Annotated in this window: 15 protein-coding genes; 11 read left to right on the plus strand and 4 right to left on the minus strand. The window is 68.7% G+C overall.

The annotated features are described in order from the left end of the window. Positions 1–25 precede the first annotated feature (25 nt). Both LZ199_RS34510 and LZ199_RS34515 read right to left on the minus strand, forming a co-directional pair. A complete protein-coding gene (locus LZ199_RS34510; protein ID WP_253998020.1) occupies positions 26–271 on the minus strand; it encodes a hypothetical protein in 246 nt (81 codons plus the stop codon). Then, entirely contained in the window at positions 268–441 is a 174-nt protein-coding gene (locus LZ199_RS34515; protein WP_253998021.1) for a hypothetical protein, read from the minus strand. The genes LZ199_RS34510 and LZ199_RS34515 overlap by 4 nt, the downstream gene beginning before the upstream one ends. A gap of 291 nt (positions 442–732) precedes the next feature. Between LZ199_RS34515 and LZ199_RS34520 the strand changes: the two genes are divergently transcribed. The 6 genes from LZ199_RS34520 (at position 733) to LZ199_RS34545 (ending at position 11164) form a co-directional block, all read left to right on the plus strand. Further along, positions 733–3489, plus strand: coding sequence for a TonB-dependent receptor domain-containing protein (locus LZ199_RS34520; RefSeq protein WP_253998164.1), 2757 nt, complete (start codon positions 733–735; stop codon positions 3487–3489). A 207-nt stretch (positions 3490–3696) separates the two neighbouring features. Then, positions 3697–5463, plus strand: a complete 1767-nt coding sequence (locus tag LZ199_RS34525) for a hybrid sensor histidine kinase/response regulator (protein ID WP_253998022.1) — start codon at positions 3697–3699, stop codon at positions 5461–5463. Positions 5464–5801: 338 nt separating this feature from the next. Then, the gene (locus LZ199_RS34530) at positions 5802–7664 is read left to right on the plus strand and encodes a sensor histidine kinase (RefSeq protein WP_253998023.1); all 1863 of its coding nucleotides are present in this window, start codon (positions 5802–5804) and stop codon (positions 7662–7664) included. A 221-nt stretch (positions 7665–7885) separates the two neighbouring features. Next, on the plus strand, positions 7886–8872 hold the full coding sequence (locus LZ199_RS34535) for a hypothetical protein (RefSeq protein ID WP_253998024.1): 987 nt from the start codon (positions 7886–7888) through the stop codon (positions 8870–8872). Positions 8873–9114: 242 nt separating this feature from the next. Continuing rightward, entirely contained in the window at positions 9115–9975 is an 861-nt protein-coding gene (locus LZ199_RS34540) for an MbnP family copper-binding protein (RefSeq protein ID WP_253998025.1), read from the plus strand. Between the two features lie 43 nt (positions 9976–10018). Beyond that, a complete protein-coding gene (locus tag LZ199_RS34545; RefSeq protein WP_253998026.1) occupies positions 10019–11164 on the plus strand; it encodes a methanobactin export MATE transporter MbnM in 1146 nt (381 codons plus the stop codon). Between the two features lie 24 nt (positions 11165–11188). Here LZ199_RS34545 and LZ199_RS34550 read toward each other — a convergent pair whose 3' ends face one another. Beyond that, the gene (locus LZ199_RS34550) at positions 11189–11656 is read right to left on the minus strand and encodes an NUDIX hydrolase (protein ID WP_253998027.1); all 468 of its coding nucleotides are present in this window, start codon (positions 11654–11656) and stop codon (positions 11189–11191) included. Next, the gene (locus tag LZ199_RS34555) at positions 11653–12858 is read right to left on the minus strand and encodes a DUF2380 domain-containing protein (RefSeq protein ID WP_323390089.1); all 1206 of its coding nucleotides are present in this window, start codon (positions 12856–12858) and stop codon (positions 11653–11655) included. Before LZ199_RS34555 ends, LZ199_RS34550 begins: the two co-directional genes overlap by 4 nt. A gap of 672 nt (positions 12859–13530) precedes the next feature. Between LZ199_RS34555 and LZ199_RS34560 the strand changes: the two genes are divergently transcribed. From LZ199_RS34560 to LZ199_RS34580, 5 genes are all read left to right on the plus strand, one after another. Continuing rightward, entirely contained in the window at positions 13531–16026 is a 2496-nt protein-coding gene (locus LZ199_RS34560; protein WP_253998029.1) for an AAA family ATPase, read from the plus strand. A gap of 76 nt (positions 16027–16102) precedes the next feature. Continuing rightward, on the plus strand, positions 16103–21208 hold the full coding sequence (locus LZ199_RS34565; RefSeq protein ID WP_253998030.1) for a hypothetical protein: 5106 nt from the start codon (positions 16103–16105) through the stop codon (positions 21206–21208). After that, entirely contained in the window at positions 21205–24252 is a 3048-nt protein-coding gene (locus LZ199_RS34570) for a helicase-related protein (protein WP_253998031.1), read from the plus strand. The genes LZ199_RS34565 and LZ199_RS34570 overlap by 4 nt, the downstream gene beginning before the upstream one ends. Before the next feature lie 123 nt (positions 24253–24375). Next, positions 24376–25680, plus strand: coding sequence for an AHH domain-containing protein (locus LZ199_RS34575; protein ID WP_253998032.1), 1305 nt, complete (start codon positions 24376–24378; stop codon positions 25678–25680). A gap of 283 nt (positions 25681–25963) precedes the next feature. Further along, on the plus strand, positions 25964–26581 hold the full coding sequence (locus tag LZ199_RS34580) for a hypothetical protein (RefSeq protein WP_253998033.1): 618 nt from the start codon (positions 25964–25966) through the stop codon (positions 26579–26581). Positions 26582–26610: the final 29 nt, after the last annotated feature.

Raw genomic sequence — 26610 nt, forward strand, 5'->3', positions numbered from 1 at the left:
GCCCGGGTGCTTTCGAGTCCGGTGCTCAGCGGCTCGGAAGGCAGAGCGTGTCGGGTGGGCAGCGCTCGGGCCCCATCGCCCCGGGTTTCAAGGGCTCTCTCAGGCGCTCCGCGTCATCGCGAGGCCCCGCCGTCTGTTCGGCCGTGAGCGTGTCCAGCTGGGAGGCCTCCACTGCGGGGATGAAGCTCAGCGCCGCCAGCACCAGCAGCAGTCCGAAGAGCAGCTGGAGCAGGCGAGCGCGCACCACCTGGATGGAAGGAGGGGCGATCATCCCACGCCCTCCCCGACGACGAGGGTCCACGTCCCCGCGACCACCACGTCCCCCACCGAGCGCGTCGGCGGAGCCAGGGGGAGCAGGCAGGCAGCGAGAGACTGGGACGAGGACAGCGGCGTGGCGGTAGACGCCAGCCGGCACCAGGACGGGGACAGACAAAGACTCATGACGCGGGGCTCCGGAGTGCGGGGAACTTGGTGAGCCCCCGTGCGCATGTCCTCCCTCCCTCGGGGACAAGGCCCGTGTCGGGTGCGTGACGCGGTGGCCGCGCTCCGTCCAACCCGGGACGGACGCGAAGGTTTCGCGGTTGCTTCTGCTCTGCGGGTGACGACTTCGCCGGAGGGATGCTTGTCACTCCGCTCCGTCCCTGGCCTCATGCGAGCCAGGGGCCCTCGGGAACAGACGTGACGGAAACGATTCGGGGAAGGCGACGCGGAGGACTCGGCCCGCGCGCGTGCATGGCGGTGTGGCTGCTGGTGCTGCTCGCGCCGGTGCGCCCCGCTCATGCGCAGTCACCGTCGGATGCGGGGAGCCCGGACGCGGGCGTGGCCGAGGAGGTGGGCCTGGCGCGCACGGATGCGGGCTGGGCCGTCGAGGTCGCCACGCCGGACGGTGGCGTGGCCGAGCCCGTCTTCCTCCCTCCCGCGCTGACGCTGGACTCCCCCGCGCCCTATCCGCCCAGGCTCGCCTCGGAGCGCGTGTCGGGTGTCGTCCGCCTGGAGCTGCTGGTCGACGAAGCGGGCGAGGTGGAGTCCGCCACGCTGGTGCAGGGCGTCCACCCGCTGTTGAACGAGGCCGCGCTGCACGCCGCGCCGTCGCTGCGCTTCACGCCGGCCACCGTGGATGGGACGCCGGTGCCGGTGCGTCTGGCCTTCGAGTACCGCTTCGAGGCGCCCGTCGTCGCCGAGGACGCGCGCCCCGAGGGCCCCGTCACCCTGCGCGGCCTGGTGCGCACCAAGGGCAACCGACGTCCCGTCGTCGGCGCCACGCTGGTGTCGGAGAGCGCGCCGGATTCGCCGGTGCAGACGGACACGGAAGGCCGCTTCGAGGCGCGCTGGCCCTCGGGAGGACACCGCGTCCGCGTGTCGGCGCCCGGCCACAAGCCCGGCCTCTTCCGCGAGGCGCTCCGGGAGCAGGAGGCGCTGGAGGTGGTGTACGGGCTGGAGCCGCTCGTCATCAACCCGTACGAGACGGTGGTGCGAGGAGACCGCGAGCGCACCGAGGTCAGCCGCGTCACGCTGCACGACGCGGAGCTGCGCGAGGTGCCCGGCACCATGGGCGACCCGTTCCGCGTCATCATGCTGCTGCCCGGCGTGGGCAGCATGTTGTCCGGCGTCGCGTACCCGGTGGTGCGAGGCAGCCAGCCCGCGGCCACCGGCTACTTCCTGGACGGCATCCGCGTCCCCATCCTCTTCCACCTGTTCCTCGGTCCGGCCGTCATCCACCCGGACTTCATCGACTCCATCGACTTCTTCCCGGGCTCACCGCCGCCGCGCTACGGGCGCTTGTTGGGCGGCGCGATTGAAGGCCGGCTCAGCAGGCCCAGAGATGACCGCGTCCACGGCAGCGCGTACGCGGACCTCATCAACGCGGGCTTCTTCCTGGAGACGCCGTTCGTCTCCACCGGCACCAACGTCAGCGTCGCGGGGCGCTACTCCTATACGCCGTGGCTCATCGCGCTCGCGGCCAACAAGCTCCAGGACCCGCCGTCGCCGGGCCGCACCAACCCGAAGGTCATCCTCGACTTCTGGGACTACCAGCTCCGCGTGGAGCAGGACGTGGGCCAGGGCAAGCTGCGGCTGTTCGCCTTCGGCTCGTCGGACACGTTCGGCTCCGAGGCGCAGGACGAGTTCGGCGACACCGCGCTGCAGTCCATCATCTTCCACCGCGTGGACCTGCGGCACCGCCACCCGCTGGCCGGCGGCGAGCTGGAAATCGGCGCGACGTGGGGACTGGACCGCTTCGCCGTCACCAGCAGCAATCCGCCGAGCGACGCGACGTCCGTCTTCATCGACCAGGGCACCTGGGCCGCGCGCCTGAACTACACCGCGCCGTTGGACCCGAAAGTCACGCTGCGCCTGGGCGGCGACGTGGACCACAAGCGCGCCATCGTCGACTTCTACGAGCTGAACCCGGACGAAGAGACGGCCGAGTTCGCCCCGGTGGCGCTGGCCACCTTCCTGGGCGCGTGGGCGGAGCTGGTGTGGCAGCCCACGCCCAAGTGGTCCGTGGTGCCGGGCCTGCGCGTGGACAACTACCACCTGTCCCCGGGCATCGACCGCACCGCGCTGGAGCCGCGCCTCACGCTGCGCCACCAGCTCACCGACTCGCTCGTCCTCAAGGGCTCCGCGGGCCTGTTCCACCAGCCGCCCACGTCGCTCATCAGCCTGCCGGTGGTGGACGTGGGCAGCTTGATATTGGGACTCCAGGAGGGCGCGCAGTTCTCGCTCGGCGCCGAGTGGAAGGCCATGCAGGGCCTGGAGCTGGGCATGGACGTCTACGTCAACCCGCTGGTGCGGACCATTGAGCTGACGCCCTTCTCCGACGAGGGACTGGTGGATGACCCGGACCCGTTTCCCACCCCGGACCAGGACCCGGGCATCCCGGACCGCGACGACATCAACTTCCCCGACTTCACCAGCCAGGGCCTGGCGTACGGCCTGGAGCTGCTCATCCGCCACCCGCTGGGCGACAACTGGTTCGGCTGGCTCTCGTACACGTTGCAGCGCAGCGTCCGGCGCACGCGCTTCTACCGGTACGATTTGGAGGGCAACGTGCTGGGCGAGGCGCAGGCGGACCTGCCCTTCGCCTTCGACCAGTCGCACGTACTCAACCTGGTGCTCAGCTACAAGTTCTCCAACAGCGTCACCCTGGGCGGCGTGCTGCACTTCAACACCGGCCGCCCCGAGTACGGGACGCTGGGCACGCAGACGCACCGCGCGGGCCGCGACAGCTCCGGCCGGCCGTCATGGGTGAAGGTGGACCGGGACTCCGTGGACCGGCTGCCGCCGTTCTTCCGCTTCGACGTGCGCCTGTCCAAGTCGTGGGTGTATGAGACCTTCAGCCTGGAGGCGTACCTGGACATGCTCAATGTCACCATCAGTCAGGAGACGGTGAGCTTCGAGTACGACGGAGGGAGCGGCCGACCGCTGTCCAAGGAGGCCGTGGGGCTGCCCATCGTCCTGCCCATCCTGGGCGCGAAGGGGCGATACTGAACCCGGGGAGTGATGGATAGCGCACGCTTGCCGCCTCTCCCCGTGGGCGACCCCGACAAGCCGACCGTCGGCACGGTTTGATTCCTGGGCAAGGAGTGTTGTCGGGAGCCGGCCTCGCCCCTGGGCCGGATGGACACTCCCAGGCTTCGAAGGTGGACCGCCCGACCTCCAGGTGAAGACTCCATGTTCCACGAAGGGATAGCGACGATGGCGGAATGGTTGCGATGGCGGGGAACTCCAGGGACGCAGGGGAGCTCCAGCGCCACGCTCTCTCCGGACGCCCCTTCGGACAACCCCGTCCCCGCGGGCGTCGAGGCCCCGGGCGTGCTGCTGGTGGACGACAACCCCGCCAACCTGGTGTCGCTGGAGGCCATCCTCGAGCCGCTGGGCGTGCGGCTGGCGAAGGCTTCGTCGGGAGAACAGGCGCTGCGCTTCCTCCTTCGCGAGGACTACGCCGTCATCCTGCTGGACGTGCGGATGACGGGCATGAACGGCTTCGAGACGGCCTCCCTCATCAAGCAGCGCGAGCGCACGCGCAATGTCCCCATCATCTTCCTCACCGCGTACGGGCGCGACGACTCGGAGCTCGTCACGGGCTACTCCACCGGCGCGGTGGACTTCCTGCAGAAGCCCTTCCCGCCGGAAGTGCTGCGCTCGAAGGTGAATGTCTTCGTGGAGCTGTTCCGCGCGCAGCACCAGGTGCGCGCGCAGGCGGAGCTGTTGCGCCAGAAGGAGGCGGAGGCGCGCGAGCTGGCGCACCGCGCCGCGGGCCACATCGACCGGCTGCGCGACTTCACCGCGCGGCTGTCGGAGGCCAGCACGGTGGCGGAGGTGTGCCGCGCGCTCTTCGAGCAGGGCCTGGTGGCCGCGGGCGCGAAGGCGGGCGCGGTGAACCTCCTGAACGACGAAGGGGACGCGCTCGAAATCGTGGACGCGGTGGGCTACCCCGAGCAGGTGCTGGCGAAGTGGCGCCGGATTCCGTTGTCCAACCCGGTGCCGCTCACGGAGGCGGTGCGCGAGCAGCGGCCCATCTGGCTGGGCTCGCTGGAGGACTGGCAAGGGCGCTACCCGCACCTGAACGCGTACGGCATCCACGAGTCCGCCATCGCCCTGCCGCTGCTGGTGAAGGGGCGGGCGCTGGGGGCCATCAGCCTGTCCTTCGCGCGGGCGCGGCTCTTCACGGAGATGGACCGGGCGTTCTTCTCCGCGCTGGCGCACGCGTGCGCGCAGGCGCTGGAGCAGGTGCGCCTCATCACCGAGGAGCGCCGCGTGCACGAGGAGCTGCGGCGGCGCTCGGAGTTCGAGCAGCAGCTGGTGGGCATCGTCTCGCACGACTTGCGCAACCCCCTGGCGGCCATCTCCATGTCGGTGGGGCTCCTGGAGAAGAAGGGCGAGCTGTCCGACACGCAGCGGCGCACGGTGCAGCGCATCGGTCAGGCCAGCGAGCGCGCGGCGCGGATGATTCGAGACCTCCTGGACTTCACCAAGGCGCGGCTGGGCGGCGGCATCGCCCTGCACCGCCAGACGACGGACCTGCGCGAGGTGGTGACGCAGGTGCTGGACGAGGTGCAGGGCGCCCATCCCGGGCGGCACGTGCAGGTGGACGTGGCGCCGGACGTGCGAGGGGAGTGGGACCCGGACCGCATCGCCCAGGTGCTGACGAACCTGCTCTCCAACGCGCTGGCCTACAGCCCGCCGGACGCGCCGGTGCGGCTGCGCACCTTCGGAGAAGCCGGCCACGCGCTCGTCAGCATCTACAACGGAGGGGACCCCATTCCCCACGAGCTCCTGTCGCGCCTGTTCGAGCCGATGACGCGGGGCATGCTGAAGGAGGGCCAGTCCAGCCGCAGCATCGGCCTGGGCCTCTACATCGTCCGGGACATCGTCCGCGGCCATGGCGGCAGCGTGGACGTGGTGTCCTCCGTGGAGGATGGCACCACCTTCACGGTGCGCCTGCCCCGACTCCAGGACTGAAGTCCGGGAGCGGGGTGGGAGTCCCGCCTTCCTGCCCCGTGGGGCAGTGGCGGTTGTCACCCTGGGTGCACTTTGCTCCTGGGGACGGGTGGGGACGGGGGACGTGGCACACGCCACACAGTGCTTACGGGTGAGCACTGCGGGAATCGCTGTACCCGAGGACACGTTCGCGACACCTCGGACATGGCACTCTCTACCAACGCGCGCTCCGCGCCCCAGTTCCCGCACGGGGGGCTGGCGGGGTGTTGGGCGCCGGGGGGAAGTCGATGGTGAGCCTGTCGTCGTTGCCAGGGAATGCCCTGGCACGGTCGCTCCATGCCGCAAGTCCCGCACCGTGCATGCGCTTGGAGGCGCTGCGGGGACCGGCGGGCGAGGTGCTCGACTTCCAGTGGTCGTCGCTCAACGCGGCCGCGGAGCACTTCGTCCATGACTGGGGGGTGCCCGCCTGCGTCTCTCGCTGGGTGCAGCAAGGCGTGCGCGGCGTGGAGCTGGAGGCGTGCGTGCGCGTCTGGGCCACCGGCGTGCCCCTGTCCGCGACGCTGCGGCTGTCCCGCGACGGACTGGAGGCGTGCTTCCAGGTGGTGGGCGTCAAGGAGTCGGAGGGCCTGGCCCTGTGGCTGTTGGAGCCGTCGCCGGAGGACGCGGCGGGGCTGCGCGACACCTTGGAGCGGGAGCGCGAGGCGCGGCGGCGCGCGGAAGGCGCCTTGGAGGGCGCCAGGGACTTGCAGGCCCGCGAGGAGCTCTTGCGGCTGGCCCTGTCCAAGGCCCGCATGGTGGTGTGGGAGTGGACGGAGGCGCGGCGCGCGGTGACGTGGTCCCCGGACGCGGAGGCGTTCTTCGGACAGGCGCCCGCGTCGCTGGGCACCTCGCTGCCGGCCTTCCTGTCCTGCGTGGTGGTGGAGGACCGGTCCAAGGTGGCGCGCGGAATCGAGCAGGCGCTGGCCGTGGACGGGGCCTATGCGCTGAAGTTCCGCTGTCGTCATCTGGACGGCACCACCCACTGGTACGAGGCGGTGGGGCAGAGCTTCCACGAGGGAGAGCGGCCGCACCGCATGGTGGGCGTGGTGGCGGACTGCACCGAGCGCGAGCAGGCGGAGGCCACGCTGCGGGAGGCGGAGGAGCGCTACCGGCTGGCCGCGCGCGCCACGCATGACGTGCTCTGGGACTGTGATTTGGCCACGGGGCGGGTGCGCTGGGACGCGGGGCAGGAGGAGCTGTTCGGCTACGGACGCGATGCCTCGGACCATGACCTGGGCTGGTGGACGCAGAGGCTGCATCCGGACGAGCGCGAGTCGGTGTCCGCCAGCCTGCGCGACTTCACGGCGTCCACCCGGGCCGCGTGGCAGGCCGAGTACCGTTTCCTGCGCAACGACGGGAGCTGGGCGCACGTGCTGGACCGCGGCGTGCTGTCGCGTGACGCGGCGGGCCGGCCAGTGCGGATGATTGGCTCGATGATGGACATCACCGAGCGCAAGCGCGCGCTGGAGCGGCTGGCGGAGGAGGCGGAGTTCCGCGAGCGCTTCATCGGGATTCTCGGCCACGATTTGCGCAACCCCCTCAACGCGATAACGCTGTCCGCCCGGGCCTTGCGCCGCCGCGCCGCCATCAGCTCCACCCAGCAGCAGATGGCCCAGCGAATCGAAGCGTCCGCGGAGCGGATGGGGACGATGATATCGGACATCCTGGACCTCACGCGGGCCCGGCTGTCCGGCGGCATCCCCTTGCAGGTGGCGCCCGCCAACCTCTCCACCGTGTGTCAGCAGGTGGTGGAGGAGCTGTCCGCCGTCCATCCGGACCGCTACATCGCCTTCGACGTGGACGGCCGCTGTGACGGGCTGTGGGACGCGGACCGGCTGGCCCAGGTGCTCAGCAACCTGGTGGGTAACGCGCTGGAGCACGGCGCCCAGGATGCCCCCGTGCTGCTGCGGTGTCTGGATTACGAGACGCGGCAGGTGGTGGAAGTGACGAACCCTGGCGCGCCCATCCCCGCGCCGCAGCTGGCCACCCTGTTCGACCCGTTCCGTCAGGCCGGCGCCGCGCGCGAGAAGGGCCGACGCCGGGGTGGACTGGGACTCGGGCTGTTCATCGTCCGGGAGATTGTCCACGCGCATGGTGGCAGCGTGGACGTGCGTTCCTCCGAGCTGGATGGGACGACGTTCACCGTGACACTCCCTCGTGACGCGCGCCGCGCGCCGCGGTGATGTTTCAAGCGCGTCTCGCGCTGTGTCACCGCCAGTGAATCATCGTCAACCGTGAGTCGATACACGGCTGAAACGTCAGCCGTTTATCGAAAGCCTTGTCGGACGCACGACCCCAACGGAAGAATTGCACGTGAGTACACCTGTCACCCTGGGCGCGAAGCACTACCCGTTGTCATGGCCGCGAGAGACCGCGCGGTCACCCCCAACGCGGAGACAGTCACATGCGCCAGTGCTTCAGCCGTTTCGAGTCCCGTCCTTCCTTCCTTCGTGAATTGACCGCGTGGGGGTTGCCCGCGCTCCTGAGCATCACTATCGGATGCGGCCCGGCGGGGCTGGGTGAGGGCGAGCCGAGCGAGTCCCTGGGCACCCACGAAGACGGACTGGTGTCGATGAATGGCTTGTCGACGAACGGGCTGAGCACGAACGGCTTGTCGACGAATGGCCTGAGCACCAATGGCCTGTCGACGAACGGGCTGAGCACGAACGGGTTGAGCACGAATGGGGTGTTCAATACATGGTTCACCGCCAATCCAGCCGAGGCGGAAATGCTGATGCGGTATGTCGCCCGCTGTGCATTGTCATCAAGCCAATCCCTGACGTACACCCATGGCGGAACGACGTACTCGTGGCCCGGCTCGCTGGGGCTGGCGCCGGGGTGGACGGGGAGCGCGTCGGGCTCGCAGCCGCAGCCGGCGACGGTGGCGGAGCAGCAGGTGGTGTCCGCGTGCCTGGCGGCGCACGCGAACAAGTTCGGCGTGCATGTGAACATCTCCGTGCAGGGCAAGGGCGCGACGAACGTGGCGATTCCCTCCACGACGGAGGAGCTGCAGCTCTTCAGCCAGAAGGAGGCGTGCTTCTTCGGCAACCTCTTCAACAACGAGGGCCTCTTCGCGGCCAACGACACCAGCTACCTGGCCTATGACCAGAGCACGGTGCGCACCTGCGGCCTGTCGTCGTGGAGTGGCGACTCCGCGTGCGCGCCCGCGATTACGCACGTGGGCTCCTGCCTGGACTACTGCCAGCTGGATGCGTCGCGGACGTCGTACAAGAGCTGCACGTTCAACGGGAAGGTGTACCGCCCCATCAACACCCGCATCCGTCCCCAGGACATCTACCGGTGCGGCGACGGCGTGTGCCAGCTTTCGGAGAAGTGCGGCACGGGTGTCACCGCCAACAGCTGCGCGGCGGACTGCGGCGCCTGCCAGTAGAGCGAGCAGGCGGACTTCGGACCCGCGGCCCCCCCGCCGCGTGGGTCCATGAAGGGCCGACCGGAGGTCCTCCGGCGGCGATATGTCCGGAAGTCGCAGGCGTTCCCGCCCCGAAGCACCCTGGGGGCGGAGGTTCATTCCCGCCGCGACAACATGCCACACGACTTTTGCTCCCCGGGGCTGGTACCCCTGCAGTCCGTCGCGGTGCGCTCCTCGCATCCGCCCCCGTGGAGGTCGATTCGATGAACGCCGTCTGGAAGCCCGCGTCCTGGGCCCTCGTGCCCGTCCTCCTGCTCGCGCAGGGCTGCGGTGACGACGAGAAGAAGAGCGACAAGACCTACACCGTCCGCTTCAGCCCCCAGGTGCGGCAGGAAGCCCTGATGTGTGGGACCACCTACCCGGATATCGGCACGTCGCGCGGCGTCATCGAGCTGCTCGACTTCAAGATGTACCTGCGTGAAGTCACGCTGGTGCGCGCCAATGGCGAGCGCCACCCGTTGACGCTGGCGCAGGATGGGACGTGGCAGCGGGACGCGATTGCGCTGCTGGACTTCGAGGACGGCACCGGGGCGTGCACCACGGGCAGCCCGGCCATGCACCGCGAGGTGGTGGGCACGGCGCCGGAGCACGACGACTACACGGGCCTGGAGTTCAAGGTCGGCCTGCCGCCGGAGCGCAACCACCTGGACGCGGAGGCCGAGCGCGCGCCGCTGAACGTGGCGCCCATGTGGTGGAGCTGGCAGGGCGGCTACAAGTTCGTGGCCCTGGACATCCGCTCCCAGGCGAACGAGAGCTTCTACTTCCACATGGGGGCCTCGGGGTGTCGGGGCTCGGTGCCGGACGGCTTCACCTGCACGGCGGACAACCAGGCGACGATTACCCTGGCGGGCTTCGACCCGGAGGAGAACCAGGTCGTCCTGGACCTGGCGGGGCTGTACTCGGAGCTGGACGTGAATCGCGTCCCGAACGGAACGACGGACATGATGCCGGGGTGCATGTCGGGCGCGAGCGACCCGGAGTGCCCGGTGCTCTTCTCGCAGTTCGGCCTGGCCGCGGATGGCAGCCCCAAGGCGCTGCCGACGACGTTCTTCCGGGTCCGCTGAGCGTGGGCCCTGTCGTCGGCCGAGTGACATGAGGAGTGCCAGGATGTTCCACGCGTGGAAGGTGAGCGCCGTGTTGGGCGCGCTGATGCTGGTGGGGTGTGGCGGCGAGGAAGGCGCGCCGCCTCCCGTGCCCTATGCGTGGAAGCTGCCGGTGGGCTTTCCGGAGCCCTTCGTGCCGGCGGACAACCCCATGTCGGACGCGAAGGTGGAGCTGGGGCGCCACCTGTTCCACGACAAGCGGCTGTCGGGCAACGGCACCATGGCGTGTGTGAGCTGCCACGAGCAGGCGCGGGCGTTCTCGGATGGCAAGCCGACGCCCCGGGGCTCCACGGGAGACCACGTCGCGCGCAACTCGCCGGGGCTGGCCAACGTGGCGTACCTGGCCACGTACACGTGGGCGAACCCGCTGCTGGAGACGCTGGAGTCGCAGGCGCTGGTGCCGCTGTTCAACGAGTTCCCCACGGAGATGGGCGTGACGCCCCGGCTGGAGGAGGTCTTCCAGCGGCTGCGGGACGACGCGAAGTACCAGGAGCTGTTCCGCGCGGCGTATCCCGGCAAGGCGGAGCTGGTGGACCGCGAGACGGTGGTGAAGGCGCTGGCGTCGTTCCAGCGCACGTTGTTGTCCGGCGGCTCGCCGTATGACCGCTATCTGCAGGGCGAGCGGGAGGCGCTGACGCCCGAGGCTCGGCGGGGCATGGAGCTGTTCTTCGGGGAGCGCGCGGAGTGCTACCACTGTCACAGTGGGCGGCACCTCTCGAACTCGTTCCGTTCGAAGGACTCGGTGCTGCCGAACATGCAGTTCTTCAACACGGGGCTGTATGACTTGGACGGGCGGGGCGCGTACCCGTTGGACAACCCGGGCCTGTTCGAGTTCACCCAGCGGGTGGAGGACCAGGGCCGCTTCCGCGTGCCGCAGCTGCGCAACGTGGAGCTGACGGCGCCGTACATGCACGACGGGAGCATCGCCACGCTGGAGGCGGTCCTCGACCACTACATGGCCGGTGGGCGCAACGTGACGGAGGGGCCGTTCGCGGGAGATGGCCGGGCGAACCCGAACAAGGATCCGCTGGTGCGGCCGTTCGAATTGACGGAGTCGGAGCGCGCGGACCTCATCGCGTTCCTGAAGAGCCTCACGGACGTGGAGTTCACGCGCGACGCGCGGTACTCGAATCCGTGGACGGAGCCCTAGGAAGCTCTCGCTCTGGCCCACCGGTCAGGCTTCGTCGTCGGGGAGAAGCCTCCGGAGAAGCTCGTCGTCAGGACCGAGTGGACGCCATCCCGCGGGAGGTGGATTGGCGAGCAGTGCATCACCTGCCCGATCAACCCGCTCCTTGTGTGTTTCTGGGGCGTAGGCAAACCAGGTCCCGAGCGCCAGGGCGACCTCTCCACGGCTTACGTCGTCCAGCACGCCCGGCCAGCCACCTGGGAACCTCTCGGCGAATTCGCGCACGAGGACGTCACGAACCAAGCGAGTGACCTGCTTGTGCTTCTCCGCCTCGTACAGCAAGCCGCTTAGAATCTGCACGGCAGCAACGTCGCTGCCAAGCTCGTCGGCCAAGACGTACAGCGGAACGGCAGGGCGCGCTTCGGCAAAGGCGATGAGTGAGTCGAAGCCTCGTTCACGAGTCCTCTCGTACAGGCGTGCCTTGATGTTGCCCCGCCAGGCTTCTCCACCGTTCATCGACCTCTCCCGGACGTGAAGTCCATCGGGATTCGATAGTCCCGCATACGCATCCCGACCTCCTTCAAGATCTCATTCCGCGTCAACATTCGGCCAGCCTTCATCTCGGCCTTGAACAGTATCTCCATGACCAGTCGGTTCCACTCGCCGGGCCACACGCGCCCCAGCTTCCAGTTGCCCCCGCCATGAATGGCCTCGTGGTGGGCCTGCTCCAGCCGGACGCAGAGCTGGTCGATGTCCATGTCGCCCTTGAAGCCGCGCTGCTCGAACCACTCTCGGTGCTCTTTCGGTAGGACGTGGTGCTTCGGAGCGTCGGACATGCCCGCTCCTGCCTTGCCCGTCACCCGCATGCCCCGCACCTCGGGACTGTCCCCCAGCGCGTCACGAACGCCCTCGGGCAGGTCTTGATGAGCCTGAGCCATCATCACCTGACCCCCGTGGATGCGGACGGCCGCGCTGACGGCGGGGAGGGAGATGACGCCCGCCTGTACGAGCCTTCGCATCAGCTCCACCCACTCGGCGGAGACAACGATGCGCGAGCCCGCCATGACGCCCCCTGAACTCATCGCGAGGCCCACGCCGAGCGTCGCGGGTGCGGCCGGGGGCAGCCGTGGCAGCGACATCTTCAGTGAGGAAATCAGGGTGACCATCTCCAGCACCTGCATGGCCACCAGGACCTTGCCTCCATCCTCCATGGCCTCCCGTCCGTCCGACTGCACCGCGTTGAACTCCCGGGTCAATGTCTCCATCAGCTCGGGCATCGCGAGTGCCGCCGCCTCGACACGGTCCGGGTCCTGGGAGGCGAGGTCCGCCAACGGGGTCTCCACCAGACCCCGGACGCGGTTGAGGTCCACGAACTGCTTCTCGAAGCTGCAGATGAAGCACTCCCGGAGCAAGACGTCGGTGAGCTGGAGGAAATCCACCCGGGTGGCGAGCAGCAGTGTGCCGAACATCGCGGCCTGGAGCCGTGGCCCCGTCATGCGCAGGACGCCCAGCTCCATCTCCGGGTCCTCCACTTCCGATGCGGCCCTGGCCATCACCGTCGCGCTTCCGAGCGCGCCGCGAATCCACGTCACCTGCTTGGAGCCAAGGCGGTGAAAGCGCATGAACACCTCGCCGTTGATGGCCCGGCCATCGAAGCCGGGCCGACGCTTCTCAATCCTGGACAACGCGGACTCGACTCCCTCCAGCGAGCCCTTCATCTCGTCAATGGACTCAAGGACTGCTTGACGAGTCGGCGCGGCGCTCCGCGCTCCGCCTCTGCTATCTCCAGCCACGGAGCCAGGCCCAGCCCGCGTTGCGGCGCTTCGTGGCCCCCGATGCCGCCACAGCCGTTGTCCTGTTTCGGGTCCCGCGATGGCGTGCGGGCGTTCGTCGCTTGGCTCCTCTTCCCAGGCGAGGGACGAGGCTGCACGCGGAGCGTGGTTCAGCGTTCTGTCGCGCCCAGGCGCATGAGTCACCGAGGAGCACCCCGTGGCCAGCAGCACCACGGCCAGCAAGGCGTTGGCGCGCATGGTCCACCGCCAGCTTGAGCGTGCTGAACCAGCTCTCCATGGCCGCGTTGTCGTAGCCGTTGCCGCATCGGCTGATGCTTCGGACGATGCCGTGCCTCGCCAGAACGTGCTGGTAGTCTTCACTGGCGTATGTGCTCCCCTGGTTCGTGCGGTGCCAAAGCCTACCAGCCCGACGCCGCGCTGTACGGCGACGCCGGAAGGGCACACGAAGCGAAGGCGCGGCGGTGCGCCATGACGCCCGTACCTCGACGCAATACCCCCTGAGGGGGATGGCCGGCCCCGGTGCCTTCGGGTGTCATCCGCGCGGGTGTGGGACGAGGGTGTCCACCTCGTGCCATGCTCGACCCTGGGAGGGGCGTCATGAAGGTCATGGTTGGCGATACCGTGGTCATCAAGGAGAAGGCGGGGAATCCCATCGGTATCGTGACGCGGCGCAGCGGCGCCCTGCTCACGGTGCGGTTGCCTCTCCAGGGCAATTCCACGGAGCGCGTCTCCCGGGCGGACGTGGAGCCGCTGGCCCTGTGGCTGGCGGATGCTCGACGGCGGCAGGTGAAGTTCAGCAATACCTTGAGCCTGGTGGGCCAGTCCGCCTTGGCCGAACTGGTGGGAGCGTTTGGCTATTCAACGGACGTCAAGATGCAGCGCACCTCGCTGGAGAGCGTCGTGCGGCAGCTCGAGCGGGCGGGGCTGGACGTCAATCCCACCACGGGAAGTTGGGACCGCCACGCGCCCTTTGTCCTGTCATTGAAGAAGGCCCTCATCGACCCCTCGCTGGTCGAAGACGACGCATCGGAGCCGGAGCCCTCCCAGGGCTTTGCGCTGCCGCAGCCCTTCTGGCCCAGTGCATTGGGTTTGTCGCAGGACCGCGAGGTGGCGTTCCTGCGAGCGCTCACCGGTGCCGAGCCGCTCCTCGCGCTGCTGTATCTTCCGGAGCGTCGGGAGACTGCGGACTGGCTTCAGGCCACCTGGGAAGGGGTGATGGGCTGGGCCTATCGCTCCGCGCAGCGCTTCGTCTGGACGGGGCGTGGGGAGAACGGGGCCCCCGCGGTCGTCCGAGGTTCGTCCCACTTGCTGCATGGGTATCTCAAGCCCTCGCTGCTGGACTCGGAGGGGCCCAGGCTGCGCGATGCGCCCCATGCCCTCAACCTCATCGCGCTCCAGCGAGACAGGGAGGCGCCCGTCGATTTGTCGCGCCTGCTGGCCGCCTGGCCGGGACCAGTCTTCGAGTTCGATGCCACGGCGATTGCTGGGGGCGGCGTGCCCCTGTCCCAGTTGTTGTTGATGGTGGGAGGCAAGCCCGCGCTGGCGACAGAGGCGGTCGTATCAGAGCTGTCTCCATTGAAGCTGGTGTTGTGGAGTCGCGAGGCCAGTGCCCAGGGGGCGGCCCAGGCGATGAACTCGTGGGGAGATCTCCTCACGCGGACGCCGCTCTCCCGGTTCAAGGGCAGCAACGAGAGCAGCATGTCACTCTCCCTCAAGGCCCGGCTGGCGCAGTGGCTCCTGGTGAGGAATCCCCAGGCCTCGCTCCAATTCGAGCAGCACCGGACCGAGGTCCTGGACGATGAAGGTGACGAGCAGGAGGTGATTCGCACGGACCTGCATGTGGAGGGGCAGGGGATGTTCGAGGTGGAGACGCTGGTGGGCAGCGGCCCGATGGAGTCCTTCTACCACCGGAAGATCTTCTCCCGTCGCAAGCCGGACGAGCCCTTCTCCCTGGTGGTTCCTGGCGAGGCGCTGCTGTGGGCCGGGCCCTTCCTGGCGGATATCGCCCACCATCTGGGCGAGGGAGGCGCGGTGCTGGTGCCCGTCGCGGGAGCCGCCTTCGCCTCGCTCGAGGCGCGCGCGCTGGTGGAGAACGCCTCGGAGGTGAAGGACCCGGAGGAGGAGGCCCGGCGTGATTCCCCGGTCGAGAAGTCGGAGCGCCGCGACGACACGTTGCCGCTGCTGGACGACGTGGCTGGCTATGCCTCCGTCAAGGAGCGGATCCGCCGCGATATCGTATGGCCGGAGCAGCGCGGGGCACTGCTGCGAAATGTCTCCCGGGCCTCGGGGATTCTCTTCTTCGGGCCCCCTGGCTGCGGCAAGTCGCTGCTCGCGCGTGCGATAGCGGGCGAGCTGGAGCAGGAGGTGCGGCTGCTCTCGCCTTCGGACCTGCGTGGCCCCTACCTCGGTTGGGGGCAGCGCATGATTCGCGAGCAGTTCGACTGGGTGGTGGAGCAGGAGAAGCGGATGCTCGTGCTCGACGAACTGGACGCGGTCGCTCGCTCCCGTCGCTCGGGCGACATGCACAGTGATGAGAAGGCGGACGTCAACGAGCTGCTGGTGCAGTTGGACCGGGCGGGCAGGTTGCGACGCATCATCGTGGGCACGACGAACTTCCTGGGGGCCCTGGATGAAGCGGTCATCCGGAGCGGCCGTTTCGGGCGCTTCGTCCCCGTGCCTCCTCCGGACCTGGACGAGGCGGTGGAGATTGTCTCCCACTACCTGAAGCGGCTGGCGCGCGCGGAGACCGCGGCGGCGGACCGTGTCCCCAGCGCAGTGGAGCTGAAGGCCACCCTGTCTCCGCTGTTCGCCCGGAACCTGGTGGACCAGCGCTTCTTCTCGGGCTCGGACCTGGAGGCCGCGGTCACCGAGTCCTATCTGGGCTGCGCGCTGGGCAAGGCGCCGAGTCTGGAGCAGAGCCTGGGGCCGGTGCACCTGACCGTGGAGGCGCTCGCCGCCGCATTGGAAGGGGGCCCCCGGTCCGTCTCCGCGCGCTCCATCCAGCGGTTCCTCACGGAGACGCGACGCCACTGCGGAGCGGGCCTGGCGGATGCGCTGGCGCGAAGGTTCGAAGCCCAGGCGCGAGCGCCCTGAAGGGCCCGCCTCGACTCCAGGCGAAGTGAGCGGTTCTCGGGGGCTTCAAGGGGGCTCATTGTCGAACGAACAAGACATGTCCGCGTCATCCGTCGTGCGGCAACTGCTCTCGACACTGGAGCAGTCGTCTCTCCGTGAGGAAGCACGCTCCTTGCGGCAACAGTTCGACCAACGAGGCTGGGCGGGGCTGGGTGCGCCGGACATCGCGCTGGTGGCGGCCCTGGTGGGGCGGCTGCAAACGTTTCCTCCCGCCGCGGTCGTCACTCCCGTGGCGCCGTTGCCCGTCGCTGTTCCCCCTGTCCGGGAAGAGCCGGCGCAACCCGAGGAGATGGGGTGGAGCCCCTGGGAGAACGGCTCGGCATGGATTGACGCCATTCCACGGGGGAGGGAGCTCCTGGCCCTGCTGGATGAACTCGCCCGGTGTGATGAGGCAGATGCAGCCGCGACCCTGTTGAGCCGCTTGTTCGTGGGGCATCTCCGATACGAAGCCCACGTCGTGGATGAGACACCGCGGCTGGACTCCACGGTGGTCATCCGTCGACTCCGCACCGTCGCTCGCCATGGCGACTTCATGGTGTCCCTGGCGGAGCTCGTCTTTCCCTACCCGCATGGCTCCATCTTCCAGCCCATCTTTCGCAGACACCCCTATGGACTCGTGGTGGCCATCGCACCCGGATGGAATGCCTGCCAGTTCGCCTATCGGGAGGAGAAGGATGGAGGGACCCTCGTTCCCAGAACGCGTCAGCTGGTGGGCCATGCGAGGGGCGGCGAGCTGCGTGACACCCTGTTGATATGGCTGCGCCGCATGAGCCTGCTCCGGCTGACAGGCGGGGAGGAGGTGGTGGAGCTGGTGCGACGCGTGGAGTCCGCGTTGGGGCCGGACCCCGTGGAGGTGTCACGCCAGTGGAACCCGGTGGCCCTCGCGCCCTCGCTGTCGACGCCTCCGGGTGTTACCTGGGACCGGCTCCTGGGCCATGAGCGGCGCGCGTTCCTGCAAGAAGACCGGGGTGCGCCAGGTCAGCAACCCCGGCTCTGGTGGGGATTGGAGCGGGTCCTGCGCATGGCCCTTCCCTTCACCCTGGCCCACAAGCAGGCGAGGCTGTGCTACCGGGGCTATGACCTGGAGGCCCCCACCTCGCCGGAGGTCGCGAGCCGGAGTGGGAAGAGCTGGTTCCGGCGGCTCACCCTGAAGCTGGAGCTTGTCTTTGATGACGGGCGGGCCTTGCCCCTCTCCCTTCCTGCCGGAGTGCCGGAGGTGGATGACCGGGGACGGATGCTCCTGGATGGCCTCTGGTATCGGTGGGTCCCCAGGGTGCTCGGCAAGGGACTGCTGAGCGCTGGAGATGCGCGAGTCCAGGAGCCATCCTTCGACGAGGTATTCGAGGAAGAGGTCGAGGAGGAGTCGCCAATCCCAGAGCAGGGCGCGGCCCCGGAAGAGGAGGGACCCGAACCTGAACTGGAGTCACCCCTGGAGTTGCTGAAGGAAGAGGGGCTTGCCCCTTCCTCGCTCAGGGCCTCCCGGGACCCCATGGTCATCGGGTCGCTGGCGGGCGGAAGTCTCTGCGCGTTCCTCGAAAGCGCGACGTACCGGAAGCTGATGGGCATCAGCATGCGGCTGGCGTCCTATGAGAAAGACGCCCATGAGCTTCCCCGGAGCCTGCCGGCCCTCTTGCGTGGCACCGTGGGACGTGACGACCGACTGCTCCTGGTCAGCAAGGTCTTCCTCAAGGCGGTCCTGGAGCCCGCGCCGGGGATGACGACACCCGAGGAGCTGCTTCCCATCTTGCGGCACGCCGTCGCGATGGACGCCGGCACCGCACCGGCGTGGGCCTGTCCCGACGTGTCCGCGGACCTGCGGCCGGGGGCGTGGGTCCCGGTCGAGGTGGCTCGCCTCACCCCGGGGGGAGACCTCTCGGTGCCTCTCCGGGATGCGGCGGGGGTGGTTCGGCTGGGAGTCTCGATGGAGTCGCTGCCTCAGGTGAATCCGCGAGCGGGGGGCACTGGAGGCCTGGGGGCGCGGGGCTGGATTGCGCAGGGGCTTTCCCACTTCGCCGCGCTGCCTGCGGGCCGGCTCCAGTCGGCCGCGCAGGTCGCGCTTCATGCACGTCCCCTCCCCGAGGGACTTCGCGTGGTCTCCGTCCACGGGCCCCGGTTGTGTGCCCGGTGGACGATGGAGGCTCCACCGCCACCCGAGCACAAGGCGGTCCGCGCTCGCGAATTCAGCGTCAGGATTCCCGGGTTGATGCAAAGCGAAGGGGTCGTCGCGCACCGCGTGCTGCTGTCGCGGGGGGCCTGTGTGAAGGCCGGAGATGCGTGGCTGGAGGCGGAGCGGTCGCTCTGGGCCCAGCTCGCGGGTACCCGACCGAGGACGACGAGCCTCCACGAAATGAACATGTGGAGCCTCGCCGCGAATGTCTTCACGTTCACGCCGAAGAAGCCCACGAAGGATGAGGCGGAGGAGGAGACCATCCTCCCGCTCCCCTCGCTGAAGCTTCCCAAGGCCGTGGAACGCTGGTTCGTTCCGCCCGGTGTCCACGGACAGGTCCTCGACATCCATGAGGAGTTGGAGCGGGACAAGTCGGGCGAAGGGCTCGCGTGGCGAATCACGCTCGTCGTGGGCACCGAGGCGCCTTCCTTTCCCTGGAGCCATCTGGTCCTGCCAGATGGGCGGGTGCTTCCCTTCCAGGAAGGCTTGAGGCGGGAGGATGCTCCCTATCGGGAGGATGGCGCGCCCGCGCAGTTGGTCATCGAGGACCCGACCCTCGCGGCCATTTCTCCCTCGGACGTGTGGTTCGATGGGGTGACGGGCGAACTGCTGGAGCGGGCCACCGCCCACGTGGGCACCTGTTTCGTGCTCCCCGCGACGCGCGACGTGCTCGTCGGACCCGACCTCCAGCTCCGGTTTCGCGCCCGCGATGGAGAGGGCATTCCCGCGAGCGCTGAAGCGCCAGCGTTGTCCGCCATGGAGCGTCTGTGGTGGACGGCGGCTCGTCCCGAGGACTCGGCGAAGTTGGCGGAAATCGAACGGGCCTGGGCGGGAGATGTCCCTCCTTTTCTTCCCCGCCTCGCGGAAGTCCTGGAGGCCGCTGACATCGCGCCGCCTGACTGGATGAAGACGAAGTCGACGCGCCAGCCGGGAAAGGGTCGGGCCGCGGAGCTGGAGTCCTTGACCATGTCCCGGGTGCGGCAATGGACCACGGGCTATGCCAAGGAGGACGACGCGCCCGTCAGGTGGTCCTGCTGGTGTGGCCGGACGCACGGGCGCAGGCGTGCCTTCGAGCCGTGCGAACCCGGCTCCTGGGGCTGTGGCACGCCCGTCGTGTTGCGCCCGTCGACGCAGGAGCGGCGGGCCCTGCCGGCCTTGGGGCTCTGTGAGCCGGTCCTCCATCCGTGGAGGATGGAGAGCGCGGCCTGCCTGCTGGGACTGACGCTTCCCGAGTTGAAGGCGCAGCAGGTCCGGGTGGGCGCCGTGGTGCTCGGAATCCTCATGCGTCAGGCCTTGCGCAACGGAGCTCCAGGCGCCGCCGGTCGAAAGCGCCTGGAAGGGCGGCTGTCCGCCGCCGAGCGTGAAGCCCTGCTGCGCGGTCTGGAGACCCTGGAGCATGACGTGGCCACGGGGGGCGCGGACCTCGTGGGGCGGTTCTTTCTCTCCAGCCTGGCGGTCCTGCCCAATACCTTTCATCCCACGGGTCTGCCGCCTGGGGCACCGGGGCTCGTGAAGTCACCGTTGACGGAGGCGTACCACCGGGTGCGTTTCGCATCCAACAGGCTCGCGGCCCTGCGCGCTTCAGGCGCCCGGCTCGTGATTGAAACGGCGCGGGCTTCCTTCCACGAGGCCGTCGAGGCCCTGTTCGGCTCGATGGACCAGGGAATGCACCGGGACGAACCCACGAGCCTCGCGGGCCTCATCACGCGCCTCTGGCCCCTGACGCGGGCGCCGGGGCTGCGCTCCGTGGTCCCAGGGCTCTTTCGCATGGAGGGCAGCCCGGTGGAGTCCGGCTTCGACGGCGCCTTCATCGAACGGGAGGTCGAGCGGCTTCCCCACGTCCATGCGCTCCTGTCTCGCGCTTCCCCCGCCAAGGTGCGTACCGACGCACGGGCAGAGGAAGATGCCGACAGCGACGACGAGGCGTGGGCCGAGTCACCTCATGAGGGCGTCGAGCTGGTGAGGCTGCGGATGGCTCGGACCTCGCCAGGGGGTAGCACCGTCGGCATCTTCTCGGCGGAGCAGGCCCTCTTCCTCCCACCGTTGCCCTCGCCCGCGCTCGAGCCTTTCTCGGCGGAGTTCTGGGAGGAGCGCGCCGCGCGAGAGCGCCTGCTCCGGCTTCATCTGCCTCGCTTGATGGGCCTCGTGGGGGCGTTCTCCACCTCGGACGCCGAACAGGTGGACGCGGGGCGGCAGCCGCCTGATGCGCCGCGGATGCCTCCTGGAAGCGTGGGGACCTTGGCGCTGAGGGAACTCATGGGGGCGTTGGTCCTGCGGGAGTCACGGCCCCTGGACCTCTGCCGCCTCCTCGAGGCCAGGCGGCCCACCCCGCTTGTCGAGGATGGGGCGCGGGCCAGCGTGTGGGTCGAGGAGAGGGTGCGGCGTGCCTTCCCAGGAGAGGGTGCATGGCTGTGGACCGCGCGTCGCTTGTTGGTGCGTGCGTTGGCGGGCTGGTGGAAGACGCGTCCTCGCGAGGGCGCCCCCTCGGGATGGTCCTGGGCGCCGCCGGACCAGAATGGTGCCGCTGGAGGCCGCCGCTTCGTGCCTCCGCTCGCGTCCGCAGCCTGGGCTCGATGGCCAGGCATGGAGGCGGCCACGACACCCGTCCGCTTCCTCGTAGCGCATGCCGGACGCCCCGTGGAAGGGGTCTGGAGTCCGGTCCTTCTGAGGGCGCTGGGCCTGGAGGCCGGGGCGGTCCCCATGGGGACGGAGCTTCCCCAGACGCAGCCGACCCTGGAGGCCCCAGTGCCCCCGCCGGGGGCTGCGCCAGTGGTATCGCCGCAGCCCGAGGAGCTCCTGGTGGCGACCCCGTTGTTCGTGCCGCCTCCCATCCCGCCAGTGGGTGACGTGGACGAGGTTTCCCTTCTGGAGGTCACCATGGCGGCCTGGCTGGGCGACAACACGCGGCTTCTCCCCGAGGTGTCGCTCCTCTCCACATCGATGGATGTCTGGCTGAAGCGAGGGCGGGTCTCATGAGCACGGAGTCGATGGACGGAGCGACGTTGGTCTCGGCGGGGGAGCTGCGCACGGACGTCCTGGAGATCTTCCAGGCCGAGGCGCGCATGGAGCTCCTGTTGTCGGCGCCGGGCCTGTTGGCACAGCCTCCTCATGGACATGCGGCCCTCGCAAAGGAGCCGCACGCGGCCCTCCCCGCCAAGGCGACGCATGCCCACCGCCAGGCGCTCCTGGAGACGTTCGCCGGGCAGTTGGATGGACTTCCCCAGACGACGGAGTGGGAAGCGCGCATCGCGGAGTGGGTTTGCAAGCTCTCCGCCGCCGAGGCCCGTGTTCTCCACCATCAACCGGGTCCCCTCTTCAGCCGGCTCATCAGCCGTCCGACGAGCAGCCTCGTCCCCGTAGGACCCATCACGCGAGGCACCTTGCTTCGACCTCCTGGCGCGGAGCTGGACCTGACGCTCACGGGCGCGATGCATGAGCGGGCACGGGAATGGTTCAGGTCGCGCGCGGCGGAGTCGGAAGACATCTCGAAGGAGGTCCAGGCGCTGCTGGAGAACTCCTGGGCTGGCGGGATGGTGGGGGCGGAGGACCTGTACCTCAAGGTCCTCTCGGAGTTCTTCCTGGAGATGCTCCAGGGCGCCGACCTGACCGACAGCAATCCCTTGCTGGACGTGATGACGACGTTCCAGCGGGCGGCCTATCAGCAGGCCAAGGGCATCCTGAGGCGCTTCGGAGGCGTCTTCCTGGCGGACGTCGTGGGCCTGGGAAAGACATACATCGCCATGGCCCTGTTGCGGTACCTCCAGGACACGATGGACCGCCACGCACTGGTGATTGCGCCGCCCACCGTGTGCCCGACCTGGCAGGCGCTCGCCGACGACTTCGGAGTGAACCTCCGTACGCTGTCCCATGGAAAGCTGGAGGATCTTCCCAAATACAGCCAGCGCCAGGTGCTCGTGGTGGACGAGTCCCACAACTTCCGAAACCCCGCGACGCGCCGCTACGAGCGAATCTGGGAGTGGCTGCATCCCAACAACGTCCCTTCGCGCCGGCAGGTGTTGCTGCTCTCCGCGACGCCCCAGAACAACAGCCCCCGGGATGTGATGCAGCAGTTGAAGCTCTTTCCGGAGAACTTCACGCGGCTCCCCTTCCCTGGGGAATCCCTGGAGGACTACTTCAAGGCGGTGGAGGCGGGACGGGAGTCCCTCACCAATGTCCTCCAGCACGTCGTGGTGCGCCGCACCCGCCGCTTCATCCAGAACCACTACCGCGACGCGAAGCTCCCGGTGAAGCGGTCTGCTGGGGGGTACGATTGGGTGCCCATCCGCTTCCCGAAGCGCGTCTCGGGGCCAGAGCAGTGCTTGCGCTACCGCATCGAGGACACCTACGGCACCGGCCTGTACGAGCGAATCATCCAGGCGCTGGGCAGCATGGAATACCCGCTCTATGGGCTGGCCGCCTACGTCCTGGAGATGCACCGCGACGATTCCCGCATGGTCGGCTTCCGGCAGGCGGGACAGAGCCTTCGAGGCTTGTTCAAGGTGCTGTTGCTCAAGCGGCTGGAGTCCAGTGAAGCCGCGTTCCGTGCCTCACTGGAGCGACTCCGGGCCCGGCTCCGGCGTGCCCTCTCGAATCTCCAGGAGGGCTTCGTCCTGGTCGTCGCGGAGGTGGAGGACGAAGGCGAGTCGACCCCGGGAGGCGACCAGATGCCCTCGGGGATGTTCCATGTGGACCGGCTGCGCACCGCCCTGGCGGCGGACCTGGACCGGGTGGACGAACTCCTGGGGGCCATGCATCAGCAGACCTCGGCGGCGGATGCGAAGCTCGCGCGTCTTCGGGCCTATCTGGCGGCACGTCCTCCCAGTGAGCACCGCACGCTCATCTTCACCCAGTTCACCGACACGGCGGAGTTCCTCCACGCTCACCTCCAGCAGGGGCACGGTGTCGTCGAGAAGGTGACGGGGAGCAGCGGAAACGTCCGGCGGATTGCCCAGCGTTTCGCGCCCCGGGCCAATCCCGTGCGGGAGGGCTCCGAGCTGCCGAAGGGGGAGCAGATCGACCTGCTCATCTCCACGGACGTGCTCAGTGAAGGCATCAACCTCCAGGATGCCGACACCCTCATCAACTACGACCTGCATTGGAATCCCGTGCGGCTCATCCAGCGCGCGGGACGTATCGACCGCCTGGGAAGTCTGAACGAGGAGATTCACATCTCCAGCTTCCTGCCGGAGCGGGCGCTCGAATCCAACCTGGGGCTCGAGCAGGTCCTCCGGCGGCGTATCCAGGAGTTCTTGAAGGTCTTTGGTGAAGACAGCCACATCCTTCCACTGGAGGAACGGCCCGATGTGGATGGTGTCCTGGACATCTATGCCGGAATGGCCCTGGAGAAGGCCGAGGCACAGGACGAGATGGATGCGCTCGGCCGCCATGCCGAACGCATCCTGTCCATCCAGCAGATGGAGCCTGCCCGCTATTCGCGAATCCGCGCCCTGCGTCCTGGCCGCAGGGCGGCGACGCAATCCCGCCTCCCGGGAGTCGTTGCCACACGGTTGGGTTGGTACTGGGCCTTCTGGCGAGAACAGGATGAAGGGGGCATGGAGCGCATCGCCGATGTCGCTGGCCTGGACCTGCTCTTCAATCATTCCCAGAAGACGGGTGTGCAGGAAGGAGGGCGGGTTGTCACGTGTCGGCAGCGCGCGAACCTGCTGGCGGAAGAGGCACGGCGGCTCTTCTCCAGTCTGGCGGAGAACGTTCGAGCGCAGAGGCAGAAGCCGGCGCTGAACATCAATGAGGAGTGGGTGCTCTCCTCGGTCGACGCCCTGCGCAAGGGGAGTGATGAAGCACGGCTCGCTACTCTGGAGGCCATGCGTCAGTGGATCCTCGCCGGTCAGTACAAGCCGAGCCTGCGTCTGGCCGCCGCCCGCTGGCGCAAGGAACAACTGACGGGCGAAGCGCTCTTCCAGCAGATGGAGGCCATGCTCCGCTTCCCGCTCAAGAACGAAGTTCTCGGTGAAGAAGAGATGGTGGGGGTCGTCGTAGGGGAGGACCCCGGCGAGGCGTGAGGCCCGTGCCTCGACGCAATACCTCCTGAGGGGGATGGTCGGCCCCGGAGCCTTCGGGTGTCATCCCCGGAGATGAGGCGCGGCGCTTGTCGATGCGCTGGCGGCTGTCTTCAGGGGCCATCCATGAGAGCGTTGGGAGTTCTTGCGCTGCTGCTGCTGGCGAGCGGCTGCGCGTCGACCCGTGTCGTGCGTCTGGATACGGGCGGGGGCAAGTCAATCGAATACACACCCATCGAGACCGAGCCCGTCGAGATGGATGAAGAGGAGTTCAAGGGCGCCGTCGCGCGGCTCGTGCCCGACCTGCGACTGGACGTCGTGTTCAAGGAGGTCGACCAGGAGGACCATCGCTCCACGAGCGTGGCCCAAGGGGGCGGAGCGCTGGGGCGTGCTGTCTCGTCAGCCCATGAGCGCATCTGTCAGAGGCAGGAGGACCCGATGGGCTGCCTGGGCATGATGACCGGTGGGCTCACGCTGGGGCCGACGGAGCGCAGGATGCTCGCGCTCTACTTCGCCTTCGATGGCGCCTGGGACGACGTCGAGGAGGACCTCCGCGACACGGTGAATGTCGCGGCCCTGCGGGGCCTGGTGACGACGATGTCCGGGACGGCGCTGAGGTCGCTGGTGGCTCCCGAGCCCATGACGAAGCCCATTCCGGTGACATGGGCGGCTTCGCTGATTGCGTATCTCGGGACGGAGCCTGTCTGGAAGCTCGGGCAGGGCTTCTCGCAGCTGGTGGAAGAGTCACGCAACGCGGCGAGCTTCGAGGAACTGGAGCGCGTCGGGCATCGCTTCGGCGATGTGCTGGGCGAAAACGGCGCCCGCGTCCTGGTGATTGTCTCCCTGTCGGTGCTCGGCGGGAGGAATGCCATGACGGTGCGAGGACCGAAGATGCCGGGCTTCGCTCAAGCCGCGATACGCGCCCAGACGGAAGCGGGCTTTCAGCTCGCGGGTGCCCTGTCCGGAGACGTCCGGTCGCTTGCGCTCACGTCCGGGGGAGAGCTGCGAGTGACGCTCGCGCCAACGGCGATCGCCGCGGTCGCGATGGGGCCCGGTGCGGCTCCCATGGGGACGGCGGGTGGCATCCAGGGGGACGCAGAAGGCGCGGTGCACCCCATCTGCGCGGGCAAGGGCACGGCCTCTGAATCGGATGGCGGCCCGTGGGCACAGCGCTGTCAGGAGCTCTTCGGCAAGGCGGGGATGCGCCCGGAGGACCCGGCGAACCTGATTCGAATCAAGGGACATCGAGGGCCTCACTCCGAGGCCTACCACGCGCGGGTCTTCGAGTTGCTGAACGACGCGACGGGAGGATGCCGGGACGCTGGCGGGTGTCGGGCCGCGTTGACGCGCGAGCTCGCCAGGGTGGCTCGGGAGCTCGTCACGAAGGGAACGGAGTTGCGGACCCTCGTCACGAGTGGGGCCGAGGAGTAGCGGGTGGGGTGACGCTTCCACGTGCGCCTCACGGACCCGGAGCCCTCCTTCGACGCGCGGTCCTTGTCGCTCCGAGCCCGCACCGCTGACGCGGGCGATGTGACGGTTCCGACAGGCCGCGCGCGGCTGTTGGTGTCCGACACTTCCCGTGGGAGGTGCGGCACATCGCCCCGGGCTCGCGGGGAGGTGCGAGCGTCATTCATTGTCCCTTGTCATATTTCGCGGATGGGCTTGTGCGCGGTGAATTCCTATCTCGGCAACGGCAGCGTTATCGGGAGCGGAAATGCGCAGAAGTCTGTTGGCGGCGGTGGTGGTCATTCTTTCCGCACTCGCCCTCACCTCGACATTCGACGTGTCGGCGGGGAGTGGCGAGGAGGCCCCTCCATCCCGGGAGCAGCCGGCCTTGGACGCCGCGCCGCGCTCTGACAGCCCCGGGCCCGTCGTCGTCACCTGTCCCGTCGGAATCACCCAGGCGTCGTACATGCCCGGGCTGGGCGAGCTGACGAAGGACGTGACGGTGGCGGGGGCCACCACGCTGAGCAACTGCGTCACCATCCCCGCGTCGCGGGTGACGTCCGCGCGCCTGCCGCTCGACTCGAGCCTGCTCACGGGCTACTCGTGCGCGGACCTGCTGACGCCGCGCACGGTGCGCCAGGTGGTGACGTGGAACACGGGCGAGACGTCCACGCTGGTGTTCAGTCAGTCGCGAGAGCTGGCGCAGGGGCCGCTCACCGTCTTCACGCTGACGGGCACCGTGGAGTCGGGCGCCTTCGCGGAGGCCACCGCCATCTGGACGGTGACGTACCTCAACTCCGACATCGAGAAGGGCTGTGCGTCACCCGGTGGGCTCATCTGGCTGAGCGGGCCGTCCACGCTCGAGCTCATCCGCACCATGACGTGAGTCGTTGGAAAAATTTGGGAGGAGGCTGC

Origin of the sequence: Myxococcus qinghaiensis (genome assembly GCF_024198215.1) — a bacterium.
Classification (GTDB): Bacteria; Myxococcota; Myxococcia; order Myxococcales; family Myxococcaceae; genus Myxococcus; species Myxococcus qinghaiensis.

What these genes read in the sequence shown, in the direction of transcription:
- LZ199_RS34570 (WP_253998031.1), top strand. Translation starts at nt 21,205, where the DNA reads ATGAGCACGGAGTCGATGGACGGAGCGACGTTGGTCTCGGCGGGGGAG.
- LZ199_RS34515 (WP_253998021.1), bottom strand. Translation starts at nt 441, where the DNA reads ATGAGTCTTTGTCTGTCCCCGTCCTGGTGCCGGCTGGCGTCTACCGCC.
- LZ199_RS34540 (WP_253998025.1), top strand. Translation starts at nt 9,115, where the DNA reads ATGAACGCCGTCTGGAAGCCCGCGTCCTGGGCCCTCGTGCCCGTCCTC.
- LZ199_RS34530 (WP_253998023.1), top strand. Translation starts at nt 5,802, where the DNA reads ATGCGCTTGGAGGCGCTGCGGGGACCGGCGGGCGAGGTGCTCGACTTC.
- LZ199_RS34575 (WP_253998032.1), top strand. Translation starts at nt 24,376, where the DNA reads ATGAGAGCGTTGGGAGTTCTTGCGCTGCTGCTGCTGGCGAGCGGCTGC.
- LZ199_RS34555 (WP_323390089.1), bottom strand. Translation starts at nt 12,858, where the DNA reads ATGAAGGGCTCGCTGGAGGGAGTCGAGTCCGCGTTGTCCAGGATTGAG.
- LZ199_RS34550 (WP_253998027.1), bottom strand. Translation starts at nt 11,656, where the DNA reads ATGAACGGTGGAGAAGCCTGGCGGGGCAACATCAAGGCACGCCTGTAC.
- LZ199_RS34580 (WP_253998033.1), top strand. Translation starts at nt 25,964, where the DNA reads ATGCGCAGAAGTCTGTTGGCGGCGGTGGTGGTCATTCTTTCCGCACTC.
- LZ199_RS34545 (WP_253998026.1), top strand. Translation starts at nt 10,019, where the DNA reads ATGTTCCACGCGTGGAAGGTGAGCGCCGTGTTGGGCGCGCTGATGCTG.
- LZ199_RS34510 (WP_253998020.1), bottom strand. Translation starts at nt 271, where the DNA reads ATGATCGCCCCTCCTTCCATCCAGGTGGTGCGCGCTCGCCTGCTCCAG.
- LZ199_RS34520 (WP_253998164.1), top strand. Translation starts at nt 733, where the DNA reads ATGGCGGTGTGGCTGCTGGTGCTGCTCGCGCCGGTGCGCCCCGCTCAT.
- LZ199_RS34565 (WP_253998030.1), top strand. Translation starts at nt 16,103, where the DNA reads ATGTCCGCGTCATCCGTCGTGCGGCAACTGCTCTCGACACTGGAGCAG.
- LZ199_RS34560 (WP_253998029.1), top strand. Translation starts at nt 13,531, where the DNA reads ATGAAGGTCATGGTTGGCGATACCGTGGTCATCAAGGAGAAGGCGGGG.
- LZ199_RS34525 (WP_253998022.1), top strand. Translation starts at nt 3,697, where the DNA reads ATGGCGGAATGGTTGCGATGGCGGGGAACTCCAGGGACGCAGGGGAGC.
- LZ199_RS34535 (WP_253998024.1), top strand. Translation starts at nt 7,886, where the DNA reads ATGCGCCAGTGCTTCAGCCGTTTCGAGTCCCGTCCTTCCTTCCTTCGT.